Consider the following 19,191-nt stretch of genomic DNA (forward strand, 5'->3'; position numbering starts at 1 on the left):
TCACACGCGTCACACACCCGCCGGTGACGGCCGGGCCCTAGACACCCGCGATGTCGCGGGAGGCCCACACGCGCCGGTCGGGCCGGTTGCGGGCGACCTCGAGCATGGCGCGGCCCAGCTGCGAGGTGCTCGTCGCGATGCCCGGGGCGAAGCGGACCAGCAGCGACGACAGCGGGCTGAGCGCGGTGTACATCACGTTGTAGAGCCGGACCTTCGAGCGGGCGCCGTGCTCGGGCATGATGAAGCCGGGGCGGAACGCGTACGCGCGCAGGTCCAGCGCGGCGACGTCGTCCTCGGTCCGGCCCTTGACGCGGGCCCACATCTGGCGGCCGTCGGTGTCCGTGCCGGCGCCCGAGACGTAGACGAAGACCATGCCGGGGCGCTGCTCGGCCATCCGCCGGGCGGCGGCGAGGGTGTAGTCGTAGGTGATGTGGCGGTAGTCGGCCTCGCTCATGCCGACCGAGCTCACGCCGAGGCAGAAGAAGCAGGTGTCGTACCCCGCGAAGTCCACGCCCGCGAAGTCGGTGAAGTCGCCGTGGCGGACCTCGCGCAGCTTCGGATGCGTCACGCCCGTCGGTGCGCGGGTCACGACCAGGACCTCGTCGACGTCGGCGGCCAGCAGGCACTCGCGCAGCACGCCCTGGCCGACCATGCCGGTCGCCCCGAACAGGATCACCTTCATGCTCACCATCATGCCCGGATCGCCGACAGCGTGGCATTCTCCAGCGTCGTGTAGAGGTCCGAGCCGGTGAAGTCCGGGCCGGTCTCCTCGCCGATGTACACGTCGACGTGCCGCTCGCCGCCCAGGCCGGGGGTGAACTCGTCGACGATCGTCCAGGTCGGGGTCTTGAGCTTCGCGCACACCTCGGCCGCGACCTCGGCGGTGCCGCAGTGCAGGATCGTGAACTGGGTGCCGGCCCCGAGCGCGGCGCCGTCGGCGGCGGCCGAGCTCCACGGGCGCAGCGGCCGGCCGGCGGTGTCGCGGGGCGCGGTGTCCATCCAGTAGCCGGTGTCGTAGGACCAGTTGAGGTACCGCCCGTCGGCGGTCCGGCCGGTGCCCTCGTCCTTGACGGCCTTGACGAACGAGGCGGGGAAGCTGCCGAGCCGTTGCCGGTCGCGGTCCTTGTCGCAGTCGATGGACGGGCAGCCGGTGACCGTGGTCGCCTGGCCGGTGTGCAGGGTCTCGACGGCGGTGTAGTACACCGTGACCTCCCAGCCCTCGAGCCGCACCGGCGGGCCGGAGGCGCGCGGGACGGGGGAGTGGGACGCCTCGCCGGGATAGGCGCCGGTCTCCGGCGGGTGGCCGGGCGTCTCACTGGTCGACGCCCGAGGGGTGGCCTCGCCGCCGCACCCGGTGACGCCGCACCCGGTGGCCAGCAGCGCGGACGCGAGCAGCGCCACCGTGCAACGTGACATATCCGGATTTTGCACGAAAACGCGGCTACTCGCTGGGGCGGCGGCGTTCCTGCTTGCGCAGGGCGATGCGGCGCTTGTCCGTCAGGCGGCGCTCCACCGCCCCCTTCGACGGTTTCGTTCGTTTCCGCGGTCTCGGCGGCGGGGCGATCGCGGCGGCGATCACCGCGGCCAGCCGCTCCTCGGCGGCCCGGCGGTTCTGCAGCTGTGAGCGGTGCTCCGAGGCCACGATCGACAGCACACCGTCGACCAGCCGGCCGGCCAGGCGCTCCAGCGCCCGGGCTTTCAACGGCTCGGGCAGCGCGGGGGTCGCGGCCAGATCGAAGCGCAGCTCGACCCGCGAGTCGGTGGTGTTGACGGACTGGCCACCGGGGCCGCCGGAGCGGCTGAAGCGCCACGTCAGCTCCGCGCGCGGCAATGCGATGTCGTCCGTCACCCGCAGGTCGTCGTCCATCCGCCTAGCATGCGGGGCACGGAATGCAATTTGCACCTCCCGGGTGACTTGACGTCGGCCCGTCGTCCGCTGGAGGTAGTCTCAGCGAGGCGAGACGCAGCGGAAAGGTGACACCGTGGCTGAAGCCGTTCGGACGACGGCGCTGCTGGTCGAGCAGTTCGGCGTCGCCCAGATCACCCCGATACGCCACGCCGTGAGCCGTGGCGCCTCGGCCGCCGGGCTGAGCGGGTCGCGGCTGGAGGACTTCGTCCTGGCGGTGAACGAGATCGTCACCAACGCCGTGCGGCACGCGGGCGGCGGGGGCATGGTGCGGCTCTGGGTGGCCGGCGACGTCCTGGTGTGCGAGGTCACCGACCATGGTGCGGGCATTCCGGCCGAGCGGCTCAACGGGCAGGCGCTGCCGCCCAGCCACTCCATCAGCGGGCGCGGGCTGTGGCTGGCCCGGCACCTCGTCGACGACGTCGAGGTGCGCTCGAGTGAGGACGGCACCATCGTGCGGCTGAGCAGCGCGGTGCCGGACTAGTGCTGGGTGACGCGCCCCGTCAGGAGACCTCGTCGACGTAGCGCCAGGCGCCGCCGACCTTCACGAAGCGGCTGCGGTCGTGCATCCTGCCCGGGCGGCCGTCGGCGACATACCGGGCGCGAAACTCCACGACTCCCTCGGTGTCGAACAGGCCGCCGCCCTCGCGGTCCAGAATGGTCAGCCCCTGCCAGTTCTGGCCCTCCTCGAGGGTGAGCGCCCGCGGCCGGGTCTTCTCGTGCCAGGTGCGCAGCAGGAACTGCCGGTCGCGCACCACGTACGCCGTGTAGCGGGCCCGCATGAGCAGCTCGGCGCTCGGCGGCTCGGCGCCGCGGTGGTACCTGCCACAGCAGTCGTCGTACGGTTCGCCGAGTCCACACGGGCAGGTGTCCATGCCGGACATTGTTCCCGACGCGCCCGCCGCCCTGCTCAGGGCCTGCCGCCGGCGGCGCGGCGCGCTAGCCTTACACCTGCTGGAACTGCCAGCGCTGGTTGGTCGAGCCGTCGCAGTCCCACTGCCGGGCCGCGGCGCCGGGCGCCGGGTTGGCGGCGTCGATGCCGATGCAGCGGCCGCTGTTGAGGTTCACGACGTGGTATCCGTCGCCGTCGCGGACCGGCCGCCACAGCTGGGTGGGCCCGCCGTGGCAGTCCGTGATGATGAGCTGCGGGCCGTTGTCCTTCGACCCGCCGCTGACATCCAGGCAGCGGTTGTCGGCGGCGTTGATGAGCTCGAACGTGTCCCGGCTGCCGTTCATCGCCTGAGGTACCCACAGCATGGTCCGGTTGTTGCCGTCGCAGGGCTGCTGGGAGGCGTTGCCGCCGTTGCCCGGGTTGGCCTGCAGGCACAGGCCGGAGTGGCCGGGGCGCATCAGGGTCGGCTTCGCGGCCAGCAGGGCCTTCGGCGGGGGCGGCGACGAGGGAGCGGGCGACGACGGGGGTGGCGCCGAGGACGGCGCGGCCGACGGCGCCGGCTGCGACGCGGCGGCGCTGGGCGGCTCGCTCTGCCCGGCGGCGCTGCTGGCGCGCGGCGGGTCCGACGTGAAGGCCCGCACGCCGAAGACGATGCCGACGATCAGCGCCAGCACCAGGAAGCCGAACGCGGCCAGCAGCACCTTGTCGGGCCTTCGCGCAGGCGGCTCGGGTGGCACCGGCCGGGGCCCGCCGTAGACGGTCATGGCCGCACAGCATAGATGAGCCGTGCGGGCGACACTGTGTCAATCCGTCCGCGTAGGAGTTCACACTGTGCAGCCCGCGTGCGCTGCTCACGGGCCATAAACTCCCGCGTGTACACACAGCGCAACGGTGCGCTGAGTGGAGGAGGGGTCGCAACGTGAAGGTCGCAATTCCGCGCGAGGTCAAGAACCACGAATACCGCGTGGCGATCACACCCGCCGGCGTCCACGAGCTCGTCGCGGACGGGCACGAGGTCTTCGTCGAGACCGGCGCCGGTGAGGGCTCGTCGATCACCGATCAGGAGTACCGGGAGGCCGGCGCCGGCATCCTGCCGACCGCCGAGGACACCTGGGCCGAGGGTGACCTGGTGCTGAAGGTCAAGGAGCCGGTCGCCGAGGAGTATGACCGGATGCGCCCCGGGCAGGTCCTGTTCACCTACCTGCACCTGGCCGCGTCCCGCGCCTGCACGCAGGCGCTCGTCGACCGCAAGGTCACCGGCATCGCCTACGAGACCGTGGAGCTGCCCGACCGGTCGCTGCCGCTGCTCGCCCCGATGTCCGAGGTCGCCGGGCGGCTTGCCCCGCAGGTGGGCGCGTACCACCTGATGCGCGCCGGCGGCGGGCGCGGCGTGCTGATGGGCGGCGTGTCCGGCGTGTACGCGGCGAAGGTCGTCGTCATCGGCGCCGGCGTCTCCGGGCTCAACGCGGCCGCGATCGCGCTGGGCATGCAGAGCGAGGTGCTGCTGCTGGACAAGAACATCTCCCGGCTGCGCGACGCGGACGCCATCTACCAGGGGCGCCTGCAGACGGTGGCGTCCAACGGCTACGAGATCGAGAAGGCCGTGATCGACGCCGACCTCGTCATCGGCGCCGTGCTGGTGCCGGGTGCGAGGGCGCCGAAGCTGATCGGCAACGACCTGGTCAAGCGGATGAAGCCGGGTAGCGTGCTGGTCGACATCTCCATCGACCAGGGCGGCTGCTTCGAGGACTCGCGCCCGACCACGCACGACGAGCCGACCTACCGGGTGCACGACTCGATCTTCTACTGCGTGGCGAACATGCCCGGCGCCGTGCCGCACACCAGCACGTACGCGCTGACCAACGTGACCCTGCCCTACGCGCTGGAGCTGGCCAACCGCGGCTGGCGCGACGCACTGCGCCGCGACCCGGCGCTGGCGCTCGGGCTCAACACGCACGACGGCCACGTCACCTACGGCCCGGTCGCGGACGCGCACGGGATGAACCCCGTTGCCCTGCGAGACGTCCTGGCATAGAACTCCATGGTGGACGTCGACGGCGGGATCCCGGGTGCGCAGCTCAACCGAGTCGTCGACGCGTACCTGGACCACCTGACCGTCGAGCGCGCTCTCGCGGCGAACACGCTCGCGTCGTACCGCCGCGACCTCGAACGCTACGTCGAGTGGCTGGTCGCGGCCGGGATCGGCCGCCTGTCCGACGTGGCCGCGCGCGACATCGCCGGCCACGTCGCGGCGCTGCGCACGGCCGGCGGCGACAGCCCGCCGCTGTCAGCCTCCTCGGCCGCCCGCGCCGCCAGCGCCGTGCGCGGCCTGCACCGCTTCGCGCTGCTGGAGGGGCTGGCGCCGGACGACCCCTCGCGCGAGGTGAAGCCGCCGTCGCTGCCCAAGCGGCTGCCCAAGGCGCTCGACGTCGACCAGGTGTCGCGGCTGCTCGCGGTGCCGCCGCAGGCCGGCGGGCCGCTGGACCTGCGCGACGCGGCGCTGCTGGAGTTCCTCTACGGCACCGGCGCCCGCATCTCCGAGGCGGTCGGCATCGCCGTCGACGACCTCGACCTCGACGCCCGGCCCGGCATGGCCGTGCTGCGCGGCAAGGGCGGCAAGACCCGGCTGGTGCCGATGGGCAACTACGCGCGCACGTCGCTGGACGCGTACCTGGTCCGCGGCCGCCCGTCGCTGGCCGCCAACGGCACCGGCGTGCCCAACGTGTTCCTCAACGCTCGCGGGGGCGCGCTGTCGCGGCAGAGCGCCTGGACGATCCTGCGCAAGGCCGCGCAACGGGCCGGCCTGCCGGTCGACGGGCCGGCCGGCGTCTCGCCGCATACGCTGCGGCACTCCTTCGCCACGCACCTGCTCGACGGCGGCGCCGACATCCGGGTCGTGCAGGAGTTGCTCGGGCACGCCTCGGTGACCACGACGCAGGTGTACACCCTGGTCACGGTCGACCGGCTGCGTGAGGTCTACGCGACGGCGCACCCGCGCGCCCGCTGACCGCGCCGCCGGGCATCGGCCGAATGTCCGGTGAAGTCCGGTTTCCGGTTCTGTAGAAGTGAGGTATGACCGCACCTCCGGAACCACCGGAACCACCGGAACCGCAGCGGCGCATCCTTGTCGCGGTTGACATCGAGCGGTACTCGCGGCGGGAGAACCTGCAGCAGTACCGCATCCAGCATGACTTGCGCCGGGCGCTCGCGGAGGCGTGCGACCGGCTGGGGCTGCGCCGGGGCGACTGGCTGACCCAGGCCGGCGGCGACGGCGAGCTGGCCGTCCTGCCGGCCGGCACGTCCGAGCCGCGGGTGGTCGCGCGCCTCGCCACCACCCTTGACGCGCTGCTGCGCGAGCGCAACCGGGACCTCGCCGCCGAGCTGCGGCTGCGGCTGCGGGTCGCGGTGCACGTCGGGCTGGTCCACGTCGACGGCGCCAACGGCTTCCCGGGCTCGGCCGCCGTGACCGTCTGCCGGATCGTGGACGCCGCGCCGCTCAAGCGGGCGCTCGCCGCCTTCCCGGCGGCCGGCGCGGCGCTGATCGTGTCCGAGCAGGTGTACGACGACGTCGTCGCGCAGCGGTACGAGGACCTTCGGCCCGAGGGGTACACCCGGATCCGCGTCGAGCTGCCCGACAAGGACTTCGCCGCGGTCGCCTGGATCACCGTCCCCGGCGAGCCGGCGGCGGACGTCGCGCGGGTCCTGCCGGACCTCCTGCCCGAGCCGGCCGCCCCGACCTCCCCGGTCCCGTCGGCCCCCGCGGCGCCGGCACGGCCCGGCGGCGGCTTCAGCTTCGGCAACCTGACCACGAACGGGCCGGCCGCGTTCGGTGAGAACAGCCGCGCCGTCTCCGGCCTGCCGGAGGTGCCCCGATGAGCGTGACGACGTCCGTTCCCCCTGGCGGCCCGGCCCCTGGCGGCCTGACCACCGGCGCGATCCCGACGCCGCCGTTCACGCACCCGCCGATGACCGCGCGGCCGCCGATGAACGACACCACCCGCAGGCTGTGCGCCGCGGCCTACCTCGACGACGAGTACGCGTACCGGGTCATCCAGGAGACCACCGGCGACGACCAGCGGGCCGTGCCGCCGTCCCTCGGCTTCGACATCGAGCCCGTCATCCGCCACTCCTTCCGGGCGCGCGGGATGCTGCTGTCCCGCGACGGCATCCTGAGCGCGATCCTGCTGGCCACCTTCGTGCTGTTGCCGATCGTCACGATCGGCTGGCTGTGCTTCGCCTGGGGCGTGCGCCAGATCCGCCTCGTGCACCGGCTGCGCCGCGAGGTGCTGTCCGGGCAGGTCACCGGCGCGCTCGCGACCCGGATCGGCGCGCTGCGCACCAACGGCGCCTGGGCGGCGGTCTTGCTCTCCGCCGTGCTGTACGCCTGCGGCTTCTCCTTCTCGCCGCTGTTCCTGCTGAGCCCGCAGGAGCCGGTGACGTCGCAGTACTACGGGCAGGAGCCCGACACCGTCACGACGCTGACGCAACGGCTGGTCGCCGCGTTCGACACCTCGCTCAGCCTGCTGATCCTGGCCCTGCCGCTGCTGTTCGCGCTGGTGACCGTCGGCTACGCGCTGATCGCCCGGGTCCGCACCTTCCGGACGCTGATTAGCGTCCTCGCCCCGGGCGCGAACGCGCCGCTGCCCGGGCTGCCCAGCACCCGGGTCGAGCGCCGCGTCGGCTGGCTGGCCGCCGCCCAGCGCGGCAACGTCTCGCTGCACTCGAAGCGGCCGTTCATGGGCGCCGGGGACACCGCGATGGTGTGGTCCATGGCGGTACTGCTGCAGGGCCGGGCGGTGCGCGCGGGCGCCGGCCGCCACGACGACACCGAGCGTTTCGACCGCGACGGCACCTTCGACCCCGGGTCCGTCTCCGCCCTGCGGCTGCAGCAGTCGGTCCACGAAGCGGTGCTGCGCCTGCAGGACGCCGCGCTGCCGGCGCACCAGCGGGTGCCCGGCGTATACGTCATGGACCGGATCATCGCCGACGGCGAGCGCTACCAGGGAGACCCGCTCATCGACCCGCGCAGCCGCACCGCGCTGCAGTTGGCCTCGGCGGACGCGGTGGCGGCGATCGTCGAGCAGCCGCAGGGCGGGGTGCGCCACTACCTGCACGTCCTCGTCGGCGTCGACGGCCGCGAGGTACGCCTGCGCGACGGGCGCGTGGCCGTGCCGCCGCAGTCGCAGGACATCGTCATCTCCGCGCACGTCCACGTCGCGGTCGAGGGCGGCAAGCTCTACGTCGAGTTCATCGGCACCGTCCTGCCCCCGATCCGCGACGAGTTCAAGATCATTGATCGGCTGCGCCCCGACCTCGGCCACATGATCGGCCGCGCCCTGCCCGGCCTCATGTCGGACTGGATGAACTCGTTCGACGCGCCCCGCCGGCTGCTGCGCTGGCTGCGTCAGATGATCTCGATCAACCAGCGGGCCCGGCAGGCGCACGAGGACGCGCTGGTGTTCAAGTCGTACGACCACGGCGCCCGGCTCTGCGTCCGCGAGCTCGCCGCCGAGTCACAGGTACGGACCTTTCTGCAGGATCTCGACGCCGGCAAGTACCTCAAGCTCGTGGAGAAGACCGTCCTGGCGACGGTGCTCGACTACCTCGAGCGGGCCGGGGTGGACACCTCGGAGTACCGGATGCAGATGAACCACATCCAGAACTTCTCGAACACATTCAGCAGCGCCACCTTCAACGGGCCCGCCGCGTTCGGCGCCGGCGCGCTCGCGCAGTCGGTGGGCGCACAACAGGCGGGAGTACCGGTATGAACTCGGCGAACGGCGGCGACTCGTTCACGTTCGACAACGTCGTGACCAACGGCCCGGCCGCGTTCGGCACGGGCGCGACGGCCATCTCGGGCGCCCCGAGCGCTCCGTGGCTGGCGGAGCTGCACTACATCCTGGGAGATTTCCACCGGCAGTGGCCGGCGACCGCGGCGACGGCCGAGCCGGCCCAGGTGGTGCGGGTGCAGGAGGCGCTGACCGAGGTGGACGAGCAGCTGCGGCGCACGCCGGTGGACCGGGCGGCGCTGAAGGACCGGCTGTCGAGGTTCTCGGCCGTGGTGGCGACGGTGGGCGGCCTGGCCGGCATCGCGGACCGCATCCGCGACTGGATGAGCTGACCGGGCCGGTTCCCCGGCCCGGCTCGGCCTCGGGCTGTTCGTTGCGGCGCGTCGCCCCCTTGGCGCCGGAGGGTGCCGTGGGCGACGCGCCGCCTGGCGCGGGCTACTTGTGGCGGTTGTACATGCGTGGGGCCTTGGGGCCGGCGCCCTTGCCGACGCCGCCGCGGCCGCCGCGGCCGCCCGAACCCGGGGGCAGCGAGCGCTGGGCCTGGGCGCGGCGGAGGGCCTCGAGCGGGTTGGCCGGCGCGCTCTCCTCGGCGGCCTCCGGGGCCGTGCCGTCGGCCTCGGGGCTGCTGTTCGAGGCGTGCGCGGCCTTCTCGGCGGTGCGTGTGGACTCGTCTGAACGGTTTACGGCAGGCATGTGAGCGTCTCCTTCGCGGGACGTGCTGGCTGCGGCCAACGGGCTGCTGGACAGGCTGCGAACGACTGGCAGTAGACGGACAGGCTGCTGCCGCGCGGGACGCGAAGCGGGGAGTGATGAACCCACAACGGGGGCCGGCCTGCTGCGCCGGATCTGCGGTCAGCGGCGGGCGCGCGCGGCGTCAGTGGGCTCAGAAACGCATGTGGAAGACGGTACAGCACCCCGGCCCCTCGCGCACGCGAGTTTCCGCCGGGGTGCTGTCGACGCGGTGCCGTTCAGGGGAACACTTTGACCGCGGGTGGCCACGCCGCCATGTTGTCCGCGTCCTGCGGCCTGATGCCCAGCGTGATCTGCGTGACCTGGGTCGCCGGGGTCGGCTTGAGGCCGTTGAGCTCGACCTTGACGTACGTGCTGCCGTCGCCGAGCACCCGCTGGCACTCGACGCTGGACGCACAGTCGAGCTTGTCGACCATCCTCGGCCCGGCGTCGGTGCGGCCGAACGACAGCGTCAGTGCCGGGAAGCTCTGCAGGTCGATCGGCTCGGTCAGGGGCAGCGCCGGGCGCTCCGGCGACAGGCGGACGGCCGACACCACCTGATTGCTGACCATGTCGGTGCCGTAGCTCACCGACAGCAGGTTGAAGCCCCGCGGCAGGGACGAGGAATGGAAGCCGACGGGGAACTCCCTCGTGGCCGACGGCGTGAGCCCTTCGGCGATCGCGGCGAGTTCCTCCTTGGTGGGCACGGTCTCCCGCGACGCCCAGTAGATGACCGCCCAGGCGTCCGGCGCGTACTGCCACGCCAGGGCCGGTACCTGCTCCCGCATCTTCTGGATCTCGGCCCGGTCGCTGGTCGACGGCGGCTGGGTCAAGTCGGCGGCGCGGTAGAGCAGCCCGACGCCCGTGCTCATCTCGAGTCTCTCCGTGGACTTGAGGAACGCGGTCGGCTGGAAGGCGCCGGAGCGGTAGACCACGAGGATCCCGCCGCGTTGCAGCTCCGGCATGCGGGACAGGCCCGACGCCGGCGTCGTCGTGGGCAACGGCGACGGCGTCGAGAAGGGGTTGGCCGACAGGTCGATCCCGGCGTCGATCGAGGACTGCTGGTACGCCACGGTCACCAGGTCGGGGTCGCTCACCAGGTAGGAGCCGGCCGTGTAGCCCTTGTACGTGGTCACGAACGGCCGCGCGTCGGCGAGCACCGTCCGGGCCGGCGACGTCGCCGGGTTGGCCGGGGTGCTCGGGTTGACCGCGGGCGTCAGGGCCGCCGGAGTCGAGGCCATGACCAGCGCGGCGGTGACGGCCGCGACCACGGCCGCGGCGCCCCCGCCGGCCGACGACAGCAGGACGAGCCGCCGCCGGCGGCGGGCGAGGTGCCGGCCCGCGGCGGCGATGTCCTCAACACTGAGCCGCGGTGGCGGCGCGTCGTCCCGCACCGACGTCAGCAGCGTGCGCAGATCCTGTTCCATGCCCTTCCCTCCCATCCTGGTCGTGGCCGAGGCCGAGGCCGATCGGGATGGCGCCATCCGCTGCGGCGCCGCCGGCAGTGTCGTCAGTGGCCTGAAGCTCCTCCGCGCCGAGCAGCGCGCGGAGCGCGGTGAGCCCCCTGGCGGTCTGGCTCTTGATCGTGCCCGGCTGGCGGCCGAGCACCTCGGCGGTCTCCTCAACGCTCAGTCCCTCGTAGTACCGCAGCACCAGCACGGCGCGCTGACCGGGTGCCATACGGGCGAGCGCGGCGCGGATCCGGAGCCGCTCGTCGACCTGGTCGGCGTGGTCGGGCCCGGGCAGTTCGGGCAGCGCGTGTCCGGCCGAGCGCTCCCGGCGGCGCCACGGCCGCCGGCTCTCGTCGACCAGGGCGTGCACGATCGCCCGCCGCACGTACGCCAGCGGCGTGTCCACCTTCTTCCACCGCACGTACAGCTTGGCCAGGGAGGCGGCGACCGCGTCCTCGGCGGCGTGCCAGTCCCCGCACGTCAGGTAGGCGAGCGAGCGCAGACCGTCGAATCGCGCGGTGACGAATTCGCGGAAACGCGCCTCGTCGTCTTGGTTCACCCGTCCGGGCTCCCTTCGTCGAGGGTGGACGCAATCGCCCGGGGAAGGGTTGCACACGATTGCGGATTCTTTCTCCGGGCAACGGGGCCTATGTCCCGATAAACGGAGAGTGTCGAGTAAATCGATACGTCCGCAGGGTCCTTGCCTGTCCATGGCGATTAAGGCGATAAGTCCGTGCCTGCGATCTGCGTCGACCGACCATCATGTTCGCCGTGATCACGGAGTAAAAATGCACAAAAAGCAGCACATTCGCTCCGTGATCATGAAGAAGTCCGTGCACTGTGGGCGCCGGACGCATGACCACGGAGACGCTCTTCATCAGCCTTTCGCCGGGTTGCTGCCGCGATCACGGTGCCGCGGCCGCGGCCGTGACTTCCGGTGACGCCGGTGGCGGGGTCGAGGCTTGCGGCGTCGGCGAGGACGGCGACTTGCTCGGCGCCGGGGGAGCGGAGGACGCCGGCTCGCTGCTCGGCGCCGGGGAGCTCGGGGACGCGCTCGCCGAAGCGGTGCCGCTTCTCGGCGACCCGTCGTGCGTCGGGGCGTGCGACGCGGCGGGGGCGCCCGGCCCGCGGCCCGACGTCGGCGTGGCCGCCGGCGTCGAGACGGTCGTGTGGGGGCCGCCGGAGTCGGGCGGCCCGGCGACCTTGCGGTTCAGCGCGATCACCGCTAGGACGACGCCGGTGACGAGCGCGACGATCGCCACGCCGGCGGCGACCGGGACCCACACCGGGCGCCCGGCCGGCTCGCCGTCGCCGGTTCCGCCGGGTTCGGGCGTCGTGACGACGGTCGGTGCTGAGGAGCGCACCAGCGGTACGACATCCAGGTCTTCGGCCGTGTCGGCCCGCGCGGCGCGGGCCGAGGCGGCCATTGCGGCGGCGGTGGGGAAGCGGTCCTGGGGATCCTTGGCCATGGCCCGCTCGACCAGCGCGCGCGTGGCGGGCGCCAGCGTCTCCGGCAGCGGCGGGGGCTCGTCCTGCAGATGCTTGATGGCGATCTCGAGCGGCGAGTTGCCGTTGAACGGCGGGGCGCCGGTGAGGCAGTGGTACGCCACGACGCCGAGCGCGTAGACGTCCGTCGACGGCGAGATGGGGTTGCCGGAGGCCTGCTCGGGCGACATGTACAGCGCGGTGCCGATGACGGCGTGGACCTTCGTGACCGAGGTGACCGACTCGGAGCGAGCCACGCCGAAGTCGACCAGGGTGACGGCGCCGTTCTCGGCGACGAGCAGATTACCGGGCTTGACGTCGCGGTGGATGATCCCCTTCTCGTGGGCGGCGTGCAGCGCGTCGGCCGCCTGGGCCACGATCTTGAGCGTCTCGTCGACCGGCAGCGTGCCCGCGTCCTTGATCCGCTCGCCGAGGGGGCTGCCGTTGACGAACGCCATGACCAGGAACAGCGTGCCCTCGGGGGTCTCGCCGTAGTCGTAGACGCCGACGACGCCCGGGTGCCCGATCGAGGCCATGATGCGCGCCTCGGAACGGAACCGGCTGCCGAACTCGGCGTTGGTCACGTGGCCCGGTAGCAGCACCTTCACGGCCACGGTCCGCCCGAGCGTCTTGTCGGTGGCCCGGAACACCTGCCCCATGCCGCCGCTGGCGACGAACTCCTCGATGTGGTACCGATCGCCGAGCACGTCCCCTGGTCTCAACACGTGCACGACCGTACCCAACGATGAGCTTCGCGACACGCCGGGCGCGCAATGCCATATGTACCCTGCAGTGACGTACAGTCGGGCAACGGCTGACTCGCTCCCCCCCGCAGGCCGACGCCGATTCGGTCCCGGGTGGAGACAAAGCCGCCGGGAGGGGCGAAGACAGCGATGACAGGCATGGGCGACCAGGCGGAGTCGTGGACCACCACGATGCGCGCCGAGCAGGCCTCGCTTGACCTCGGTGCGGAGCTCGGGCCGGCGGACCCGACCGCGTATACGATGCGCAAGCCGATCCCCGAGCCGATGCCGATGGACCGGCACGGCCCGGCGCGGATCATCGCGATGGCCAACCAGAAGGGCGGCGTCGGCAAGACGACGTCGACCATCAACCTCGGCGCGGCGCTCGCGGAGTATGGCCGGCGGGTGCTGCTCGTCGACTTCGACCCACAGGGCGCCCTCTCGGTCGGCCTCGGCGTCAATCCCCACAACCTCGATCTCACGATCTACAACGTCCTGATGGACTCCGACGTGACGGTCGAGGACATCAGGATCAAGACGGACGTCGCCGGGCTGCACCTGCTGCCGGCCAACATCGACCTGTCCGCCGCCGAGATCCAGCTGGTCACCGAGGTCGCGCGCGAGATGGCCCTGGCCCGGGTGCTGCGCCCGGTGCTCAAGGAGTACGACTACATCCTGATCGACTGCCAGCCGTCGCTCGGCCTGCTCGCGATCAACGCCCTCACCGTCGCGCACGGCGTCATGATCCCGCTGGAATGTGAGTTCTTCTCACTTCGCGGTGTCGCGCTGCTGCTCGATACGATCGACAAGGTGCGGGAGCGGCTCAACTTCGACCTGGAGCTCGAGGGCATCCTGGCCACGATGTACGACAGCCGCACCACGCACTGCCGCCAGGTGCTGCAGCGGGTCGTGGAGGCGTTCGGTGACAAGGTGTATCAGACCGTGATCACCAAGACGGTCAAGTTCCCGGAGTCGACCGTCGCCGGCGCGCCCATCACCACCCTCGACCCGGCCTCCTCCGGTGCGCGCAACTACCGGCAGCTGGCGCGCGAGGTGATCGCGCAGCAGGCCGAGCGGCGGCTGTAAGGGTTATCGCTGTTCGTGCGCTAGGTTCTTCGCGTGACTGAGCCGGTTTTGGACTCGGCGTCGGTTTTCGACTCGGCGTCCCCGCCCCCGCCGTCCTCGGACGCCGCCGGGCAACTGGACGCTGCGCCGGTTCCCGCGTCCGCGCCGGCCCCTGCGGACATCCCGGCGGCTTCTTCGGACCCGTCGGCTCCGGCCACCTCCGGTTTCCAGGTCAGGCTCGCCAATTTCACCGGCCCGTTCGACCTGCTGCTGCAGCTCATCGGCAAGCACAAGCTCGACGTCACCGAGGTCGCGCTGCACACGGTGACGGACGATTTCATCGCGTACATCAGGGCGATGGGCGACGCCTGGGACCTCGACGAGGCCTCGGAGTTCCTGGTCGTGGCGGCGACACTGCTCGACCTCAAGGCCGCGCGGCTGCTGCCCTCGGCGACCGTCGAGAACGAGGAGGACCTCGCGCTGCTCGAGGCGCGGGACCTGCTCTTCGCGCGGCTGCTGCAGTACAAGGCCTTCAAGGAGGCCGCCGCCCACATCGCCGGCCTCGAGGCGGTCGGGTCGCGGCGCTACCCGCGGTCGGTCGCCCTCGAGCCGCGCTACGCCGAGGCGCTGCCCGACCTGGTCCTCGGCGTCGGCCCGCAGCGGCTGCTGAAGCTGGCGCTGAAGGCGTTCACCCCGAAGGTCCCGCCGGTCGTGTCGATCGCGCACATCCACATGGTGCGGGTCAGCGTGCGCGAGCACGCGAACATCATGCGCGACCGCCTGCTGGAATGTCGTGTCGCGACGTTCGCCGACCTGTGCGTGGACTGCGAGTCCACGCTGGAGGTGGTTGCCCGCTTCCTCGCCCTCCTGGAGTTGTACCGCGAGAATCTGATCAACTTCGAGCAGGTGCAGGCGCTGGGCGAACTCATCGTCCGCTGGACGGCCACCGAGGACGCGGACGTGAGCATCGAGGTCGAGGAGTACGAAGGGTCGCCGGCTCCGGCGGCCGGCCCCGCTCCTGCCGTCACCGCCGATCCGACGGTGGGCGGGGACACTGGGGCGGACGTGGACAGCGAGGTGGACGAGTGAACCAGGACGACAAGCCGACGGGGTCGCTAGCCGACCAGGCCGCGAACTGGATTCCACCGTGGGCCCGCCCGAAGCCGGAACCGCAGTCGCAGTCCTTCCCCGAGTTGCGGTGGCAGTCCGACCCCGAGGAGCCCGGCTCCCCGGATTCCGCTGATGCGCCGGCCGACTCGTCGGAACCCACCGCGACGGAGGATTCGGCTTCCGGCTCGTCTTCGGAGCCCGAGCCGGTCTCTGGGCCTGAGCCTGAGCCGGTCTTCGAGCCCAGGCCGGAGCTTGGGCCGGATTCTGCGCCGGAGCCCGAGCTTGCGCCGGTTGCCGAGCCTGGACCGGTTTCCGAGTCTGACTCCGAGACCGTCCTCGAGCCCGAGCCGGTCACTGAGGCGGAGCCCACCTCGGTTGCCGAGCCGGGACCGGCTTCCGAGTCTGACTCCGAGACCGTCCTCGAGCCCGAGCCGGTCAGTGAGGCGGAGCCCGACTCGGTTGCCGAGCCCGGCTCTCCGGCTGCGGCCGGGTCGGTTGTCGAGCCTGAGATGGCGGTCGAGCCCGAGCCTGTCGTCGAAACCGAGTCCGATGCTGCATCGGAGCCCGTCGCCCCGTCTCAGCCCGTCGTGGACCCCGAGTCCGTCGTTGAGGCCGTGGGTGCGCCCGGCGCCGGGGTGGACACGAAGGGTGAGCGGGAGGCTCCGGCCGAGAGTGTCCGGGCGGAGATGACGGACAGTGAGCTTCGCGGTGCGGTGGAGGCGATCCTGCTCGTCGTCGACGAGCCGACCAGCGAGGTGACGCTCGCCCAGGTGCTCGAGCAGCCGGTCGATCGGGTGCTGGCGGCGCTGGAGGCGGCGTCCCGGCAGTACACCTCGATGGGTTTTGGCTTTGATCTTCGGCGGGTGGCCGGGGGCTGGCGGCTGTACACCCGACCCGAATATGCCGCACATGTGGAGAAATTCGTTCTCGACGGGCAGCAGATCCGGCTCACCCAGGCCGCGCTGGAGACGCTTGCCGTAGTCGCGTACAAACAACCGGTAACCAGGTCGCGCATTTCGGCCATCCGCGGTGTGAACTGTGACGGCGTGGTCCGTACGCTGGTTACGAGGGGTCTGATCGAGGAGACCGGGAGTGAGCCCGAGAGCGGCGCATTCCTGTACCGGACCACCACGCTGTTCCTGGAGAAACTCGGCCTGGACAGCGTCGATCAGCTGCCGCCGCTCGCCCCGTTCCTGCCCGACGACATAGATGAGATCGCCGATGCCCAGCGTTGACCCGTCCATTGAGTCCGAGTTCGTGGAGTTCGAGGGTTCCGCCTTCAACGCGCCACCGGACGCCGAGCCGCCGCGCCACGAGGAGCGGCTGCAGAAGATCCTGGCCGCGGCCGGCCTAGGCTCGCGGCGCACGTGCGAGCGCATGATCGACGAGGGCCGCGTTACCGTCAACGGCAAGGAGGCCACACTCGGCGACAAAGCGGACGCGGTACGTGACGCGATCCACGTCGACGGTCAGCGACTGGTGACGGACACGCGAATGGTGTACCTGGCGCTGAACAAGCCACGCGGCGTGGTCTCGACGATGGACGACGACAAGGGCCGCGACGCGATCGCCGACTTCCTGCCGAACATCAGCACGCGAGTGTTCCACGTCGGCCGGCTGGACCAGGACAGCGAGGGCCTGTTGCTGCTCACCAACGACGGGGGTCTGGCGCACAAGCTGATGCACCCGTCGTACGAGGTCGCCAAGACGTACCAGGTGGAGATCCCCGGCCCGGTCCCACGCGCGATGGGCCGGGAGTTGAAGGCCGGCGTCACACTCGAGGACGGCCCGGCGAAGGTGGACTCGTTCCGGGTCGTGGACGCCTACGGCAAGGTCGCCCTCGTCGAGGTCGTTCTGCACGAGGGCCGCAACCACATCGTGCGCCGCATGTTCGACGCGGTGGGCTTCCCCGTGCAGCGGCTGATCCGCACCCAGATCGGCCCGATCCGCCTCGGCGACCTGCGCCCGGGCCGCACCCGGCACCTGTCGCAGGCCGAGGTGGGCACCCTGTTCAAGGCGGTCGGTGAGTAGCTGGGGATCGCCGACCGCTCCGTCCGTCTGGATAGCACCGAATTGTCGGCCGCGTGCTTTGCGTGGCTGACAATTCGGTGCGGGCGGCGGGCTGCCGCTTGTTCCCCGGTTCAGGCGGATCGGCGCATGGCGCGGATGCCGACGGCGAGGCCGACCGCCGCCGTCAGGGTCGCGGCCATGAAGCCCCAAAGCACGGCAGGTTCGTCGATCCGGCCCGCGAACAGCAGGCGCTCGGCCGTCACCATGTGCGCCAGCGGGTTCAACTTCGACGCCGCCTGCATCCATGACGGTCCGGTCTCCAGCGGCAGCAGCATGCCGGACAGGATCATCAGCGGGAACAGCAGCGTCTGGTGGACGACCCAGAACATCCAGTCAGTGCGGCGTACCGCCACGGCCAGGGCGTAGCTCAGCGAGCCCAGGCCGATGCCGAAGAGGACCAGCAGTGCCAGGCCCAGGAGCGCGCCCACCGGGAACAGTTCGAACCCGAACGGAAGCATCACCAGGATGATCACCAGGGCCTGGCCGGCCAGCGGGACCATCTCCTTCAGCGCGCGGCCGACGAGCAGGGACCGGCGGGACAGCGGCGTTACCAGCATGCGCTCGTGCGAGCCGGTCAGGAACTCGCCGAGCAGGGTCGCGCCGACCGTCGACGTGCCGAAGAGTGTCGTCATGACCAGGATCGCCGGTACGAACCACTGCCAGACGTCTGCTCCGAGCCCGTCGGGCTGGTCGCGCATCGAGCCCGCGAGCAGAGGGCCGAACAGCGCCAGGAACACCAGCGGCTGGACCATGCCGAAGATCAGCGAGAACGGCGAATGCAGCAGCGGCCGCAGCTCGCGTCCGGCGACGATGGCGATGTCGGACAGCGCGGAGGCAAGCCGCGGCCGCAGGTTGCGGTCCGTGCCGACCTCGGCACTCGATAGTGTGGTCATTGCTGCTCCTTCAGATGACACGACGTTGCGCCGGTGCGGCGACTGCCACCGGTGACGTCGAGGCGGGAATCACGGGTACGGCGACGACCGCGCCGGCGCGCGGTCACGCGTGTTCCCGCAGGTTGCGGCCGGTCAGGGCAAGGAACACGTCGTCCAGGGTCGGGCGGTGGACCTCGGCTGTCCGCACGGCGCCGGCGGCGGCCATCACGAACTCGGGTAGCGCGGCCGGGCCGTCGTTGACGCGCACGTCAATGCCGTCGTTGTGTACCGTCAGGTCGCGGGCCCCCGGCAGCGCCGACGCCGCTCCGGCCAGGGTCGGGCCGTCGCCCGAGGCGATGATTCGGTCGCCGGCCAGCTTGGCCTTCAGGGCCGTCGGAGTGTCATCGGCGATCACCTCTCCGTGGTCGACGATCACGACCCGTTCGGCCATCGTGTCGGCCTCGTCGAGGTAGTGGGTCGTCAGCACGATCGTCATGCCGATCTCGGCACGCAGGCGGGCGATGTGCGACCACAGGTTCGCCCGGTTCTGCGGGTCCAGGCCGGTCGACGGCTCGTCGAGGAACAGCAGCTCGGGGGTGTGCACCAGGCCGATCGCCACGTCGAGGCGGCGACGCTGGCCGCCGGAGAGGTCGGTGACCTTGCGTTCGCCCAGGTCGGCAAGGTCGAGCGCCTCGAGCAACTCGTCCGCACGGCGGTAAGCGGTCTTGCGGTCCATACCATAGATCCGCCCCTGTACCCGCAGCTCGTCGCCGACCCGCTGGGTGTGCGCGGCTCCGTTGCCCTGCCCGACGTACCCGATGCGGTGGCGCACCTGGGCGGGCTCGCGCACCACGTCGTGGCCGGCGACCGTCGCGGTACCGGACGTCGGGGCGATCAGCGTCGTCAGCATCCGCATCGTCGTGGTCTTGCCGGCGCCGTTCGGGCCGAGTACCGCGACCAGCTCGCCCGGCTCGACGTCCAGGCTGATGCCGCGTACCGCGTGGACCGTCGTCTTCCGGCCGGTGGCGAAGTCCTTCGTCAATCCTCGCGTTCGAATCATGCGATGAGCCTCGCAAGAG

The 19,191-nt window shown here is 71.5% G+C and carries 21 protein-coding genes; 10 read left to right on the forward strand and 11 right to left on the reverse strand.

All coding sequences use genetic code 11. The features are described from left to right. Window positions 1-37: 37 nt before the first annotated feature. From ABT297_RS11180 to arfB, 3 genes are read right to left on the reverse strand one after another with little or no spacing between them, the layout of a single operon-like run. Window positions 38-682, reverse strand: coding sequence for a Rossmann-fold NAD(P)-binding domain-containing protein (locus ABT297_RS11180; RefSeq protein ID WP_350547560.1), 645 nt, complete (start codon window positions 680-682; stop codon window positions 38-40). Between the two features lie 8 nt (window positions 683-690). Then, window positions 691-1,416, reverse strand: coding sequence for a hypothetical protein (locus ABT297_RS11185; protein ID WP_350547562.1), 726 nt, complete (start codon window positions 1,414-1,416; stop codon window positions 691-693). A gap of 25 nt (window positions 1,417-1,441) precedes the next feature. Beyond that, window positions 1,442-1,867, reverse strand: a complete 426-nt coding sequence (gene arfB / locus ABT297_RS11190; protein ID WP_350547564.1) for an alternative ribosome rescue aminoacyl-tRNA hydrolase ArfB — start codon at window positions 1,865-1,867, stop codon at window positions 1,442-1,444. 115 nt (window positions 1,868-1,982) lie between these two features. On the opposite strand from arfB, the gene ABT297_RS11195 reads away from it, so the two are divergent. Further along, window positions 1,983-2,390, forward strand: coding sequence for an ATP-binding protein (locus tag ABT297_RS11195; protein WP_350547566.1), 408 nt, complete (start codon window positions 1,983-1,985; stop codon window positions 2,388-2,390). 19 nt (window positions 2,391-2,409) lie between these two features. Here ABT297_RS11195 and ABT297_RS11200 read toward each other — a convergent pair whose 3' ends face one another. Together ABT297_RS11200 and ABT297_RS11205 are read right to left on the reverse strand one after the other, a co-directional pair. Beyond that, window positions 2,410-2,781, reverse strand: a complete 372-nt coding sequence (locus tag ABT297_RS11200) for a YchJ family protein (protein ID WP_350547568.1) — start codon at window positions 2,779-2,781, stop codon at window positions 2,410-2,412. A gap of 70 nt (window positions 2,782-2,851) precedes the next feature. After that, window positions 2,852-3,562, reverse strand: coding sequence for an RICIN domain-containing protein (locus ABT297_RS11205; RefSeq protein ID WP_350547570.1), 711 nt, complete (start codon window positions 3,560-3,562; stop codon window positions 2,852-2,854). A 155-nt stretch (window positions 3,563-3,717) separates the two neighbouring features. On the opposite strand from ABT297_RS11205, the gene ald reads away from it, so the two are divergent. From ald to ABT297_RS11230, 5 genes are all read left to right on the forward strand, one after another. Then, window positions 3,718-4,833 carry an alanine dehydrogenase gene (gene ald, locus ABT297_RS11210; protein WP_350547572.1) on the forward strand — a complete coding sequence of 372 codons (1,116 nt, stop codon included), beginning with the start codon at window positions 3,718-3,720 and terminating at the stop codon, window positions 4,831-4,833. A 6-nt stretch (window positions 4,834-4,839) separates the two neighbouring features. Continuing rightward, a complete protein-coding gene (locus ABT297_RS11215; protein ID WP_350547574.1) occupies window positions 4,840-5,805 on the forward strand; it encodes a site-specific tyrosine recombinase XerD in 966 nt (321 codons plus the stop codon). A gap of 65 nt (window positions 5,806-5,870) precedes the next feature. Beyond that, entirely contained in the window at window positions 5,871-6,674 is an 804-nt protein-coding gene (locus tag ABT297_RS11220) for a hypothetical protein (protein ID WP_350547576.1), read from the forward strand. Continuing rightward, window positions 6,671-8,566: an AbeC-like domain-containing protein gene (locus ABT297_RS11225; protein ID WP_350547578.1), complete on the forward strand. Its 1,896-nt coding sequence runs from the start codon at window positions 6,671-6,673 to the stop codon at window positions 8,564-8,566. The genes ABT297_RS11220 and ABT297_RS11225 overlap by 4 nt, the downstream gene beginning before the upstream one ends. Continuing rightward, window positions 8,563-8,919, forward strand: coding sequence for a hypothetical protein (locus ABT297_RS11230; protein WP_350547580.1), 357 nt, complete (start codon window positions 8,563-8,565; stop codon window positions 8,917-8,919). The genes ABT297_RS11225 and ABT297_RS11230 overlap by 4 nt, the downstream gene beginning before the upstream one ends. 103 nt (window positions 8,920-9,022) lie before the next feature. On the opposite strand, the gene ABT297_RS11235 is transcribed toward ABT297_RS11230, so the two are convergent. From ABT297_RS11235 to ABT297_RS11250, 4 genes are all read right to left on the reverse strand, one after another. Then, the gene (locus ABT297_RS11235; protein ID WP_350547582.1) at window positions 9,023-9,280 is read right to left on the reverse strand and encodes a hypothetical protein; all 258 of its coding nucleotides are present in this window, start codon (window positions 9,278-9,280) and stop codon (window positions 9,023-9,025) included. Window positions 9,281-9,555: 275 nt separating this feature from the next. After that, window positions 9,556-10,743, reverse strand: coding sequence for a hypothetical protein (locus tag ABT297_RS11240; protein WP_350547584.1), 1,188 nt, complete (start codon window positions 10,741-10,743; stop codon window positions 9,556-9,558). Continuing rightward, window positions 10,673-11,326: a SigE family RNA polymerase sigma factor gene (locus tag ABT297_RS11245; protein ID WP_350547586.1), complete on the reverse strand. Its 654-nt coding sequence runs from the start codon at window positions 11,324-11,326 to the stop codon at window positions 10,673-10,675. Before ABT297_RS11245 ends, ABT297_RS11240 begins: the two co-directional genes overlap by 71 nt. Before the next feature lie 346 nt (window positions 11,327-11,672). Next, on the reverse strand, window positions 11,673-12,977 hold the full coding sequence (locus ABT297_RS11250) for a serine/threonine-protein kinase (RefSeq protein WP_350547588.1): 1,305 nt from the start codon (window positions 12,975-12,977) through the stop codon (window positions 11,673-11,675). A gap of 168 nt (window positions 12,978-13,145) precedes the next feature. On the opposite strand from ABT297_RS11250, the gene ABT297_RS11255 reads away from it, so the two are divergent. The 4 genes from ABT297_RS11255 (at window position 13,146) to ABT297_RS11270 (ending at window position 17,201) form a co-directional block, all read left to right on the forward strand. Beyond that, entirely contained in the window at window positions 13,146-14,081 is a 936-nt protein-coding gene (locus tag ABT297_RS11255; RefSeq protein WP_350547590.1) for a ParA family protein, read from the forward strand. A 114-nt stretch (window positions 14,082-14,195) separates the two neighbouring features. After that, window positions 14,196-15,149 carry a segregation and condensation protein A gene (locus tag ABT297_RS11260; RefSeq protein ID WP_502885557.1) on the forward strand — a complete coding sequence of 318 codons (954 nt, stop codon included), beginning with the start codon at window positions 14,196-14,198 and terminating at the stop codon, window positions 15,147-15,149. Window positions 15,150-15,679: 530 nt separating this feature from the next. Beyond that, entirely contained in the window at window positions 15,680-16,405 is a 726-nt protein-coding gene (gene scpB / locus ABT297_RS11265; RefSeq protein WP_502885558.1) for an SMC-Scp complex subunit ScpB, read from the forward strand. Beyond that, entirely contained in the window at window positions 16,392-17,201 is an 810-nt protein-coding gene (locus ABT297_RS11270) for a pseudouridine synthase (RefSeq protein ID WP_350547592.1), read from the forward strand. Before scpB ends, ABT297_RS11270 begins: the two co-directional genes overlap by 14 nt. Window positions 17,202-17,311: 110 nt before the next feature. On the opposite strand, the gene ABT297_RS11275 is transcribed toward ABT297_RS11270, so the two are convergent. Both ABT297_RS11275 and ABT297_RS11280 read right to left on the reverse strand, forming a co-directional pair. Beyond that, on the reverse strand, window positions 17,312-18,133 hold the full coding sequence (locus ABT297_RS11275) for an ABC transporter permease (RefSeq protein ID WP_350547594.1): 822 nt from the start codon (window positions 18,131-18,133) through the stop codon (window positions 17,312-17,314). Window positions 18,134-18,236: 103 nt separating this feature from the next. Beyond that, the gene (locus ABT297_RS11280; protein ID WP_350547597.1) at window positions 18,237-19,172 is read right to left on the reverse strand and encodes an ATP-binding cassette domain-containing protein; all 936 of its coding nucleotides are present in this window, start codon (window positions 19,170-19,172) and stop codon (window positions 18,237-18,239) included. Window positions 19,173-19,191: the final 19 nt, after the last annotated feature.

Source organism: Dactylosporangium sp. NPDC000555 (genome assembly GCF_040300025.1).
GTDB lineage: Bacteria > Actinomycetota > Actinomycetes > Mycobacteriales > Micromonosporaceae > Dactylosporangium.

Excerpts from the sequence above, each read along its gene's own strand:
- ABT297_RS11255 (WP_350547590.1), top strand. The coding sequence starts at position 13,146 with ATGACAGGCATGGGCGACCAGGCGGAGTCGTGGACCACCACGATGCGC.
- ABT297_RS11215 (WP_350547574.1), top strand. The coding sequence starts at position 4,840 with ATGGTGGACGTCGACGGCGGGATCCCGGGTGCGCAGCTCAACCGAGTC.
- ABT297_RS11275 (WP_350547594.1), bottom strand. The coding sequence starts at position 18,133 with ATGACCACACTATCGAGTGCCGAGGTCGGCACGGACCGCAACCTGCGG.
- ABT297_RS11240 (WP_350547584.1), bottom strand. The coding sequence starts at position 10,743 with ATGGAACAGGATCTGCGCACGCTGCTGACGTCGGTGCGGGACGACGCG.
- ABT297_RS11270 (WP_350547592.1), top strand. The coding sequence starts at position 16,392 with ATGCCCAGCGTTGACCCGTCCATTGAGTCCGAGTTCGTGGAGTTCGAG.
- ABT297_RS11235 (WP_350547582.1), bottom strand. The coding sequence starts at position 9,280 with ATGCCTGCCGTAAACCGTTCAGACGAGTCCACACGCACCGCCGAGAAG.
- ABT297_RS11205 (WP_350547570.1), bottom strand. The coding sequence starts at position 3,562 with ATGACCGTCTACGGCGGGCCCCGGCCGGTGCCACCCGAGCCGCCTGCG.
- ABT297_RS11280 (WP_350547597.1), bottom strand. The coding sequence starts at position 19,172 with ATGATTCGAACGCGAGGATTGACGAAGGACTTCGCCACCGGCCGGAAG.
- ABT297_RS11230 (WP_350547580.1), top strand. The coding sequence starts at position 8,563 with ATGAACTCGGCGAACGGCGGCGACTCGTTCACGTTCGACAACGTCGTG.
- scpB (WP_502885558.1), top strand. The coding sequence starts at position 15,680 with ATGGCGGTCGAGCCCGAGCCTGTCGTCGAAACCGAGTCCGATGCTGCA.
- ABT297_RS11225 (WP_350547578.1), top strand. The coding sequence starts at position 6,671 with ATGAGCGTGACGACGTCCGTTCCCCCTGGCGGCCCGGCCCCTGGCGGC.
- ABT297_RS11220 (WP_350547576.1), top strand. The coding sequence starts at position 5,871 with ATGACCGCACCTCCGGAACCACCGGAACCACCGGAACCGCAGCGGCGC.
- ABT297_RS11200 (WP_350547568.1), bottom strand. The coding sequence starts at position 2,781 with ATGGACACCTGCCCGTGTGGACTCGGCGAACCGTACGACGACTGCTGT.
- arfB (WP_350547564.1), bottom strand. The coding sequence starts at position 1,867 with ATGGACGACGACCTGCGGGTGACGGACGACATCGCATTGCCGCGCGCG.
- ABT297_RS11185 (WP_350547562.1), bottom strand. The coding sequence starts at position 1,416 with ATGTCACGTTGCACGGTGGCGCTGCTCGCGTCCGCGCTGCTGGCCACC.
- ABT297_RS11180 (WP_350547560.1), bottom strand. The coding sequence starts at position 682 with ATGAAGGTGATCCTGTTCGGGGCGACCGGCATGGTCGGCCAGGGCGTG.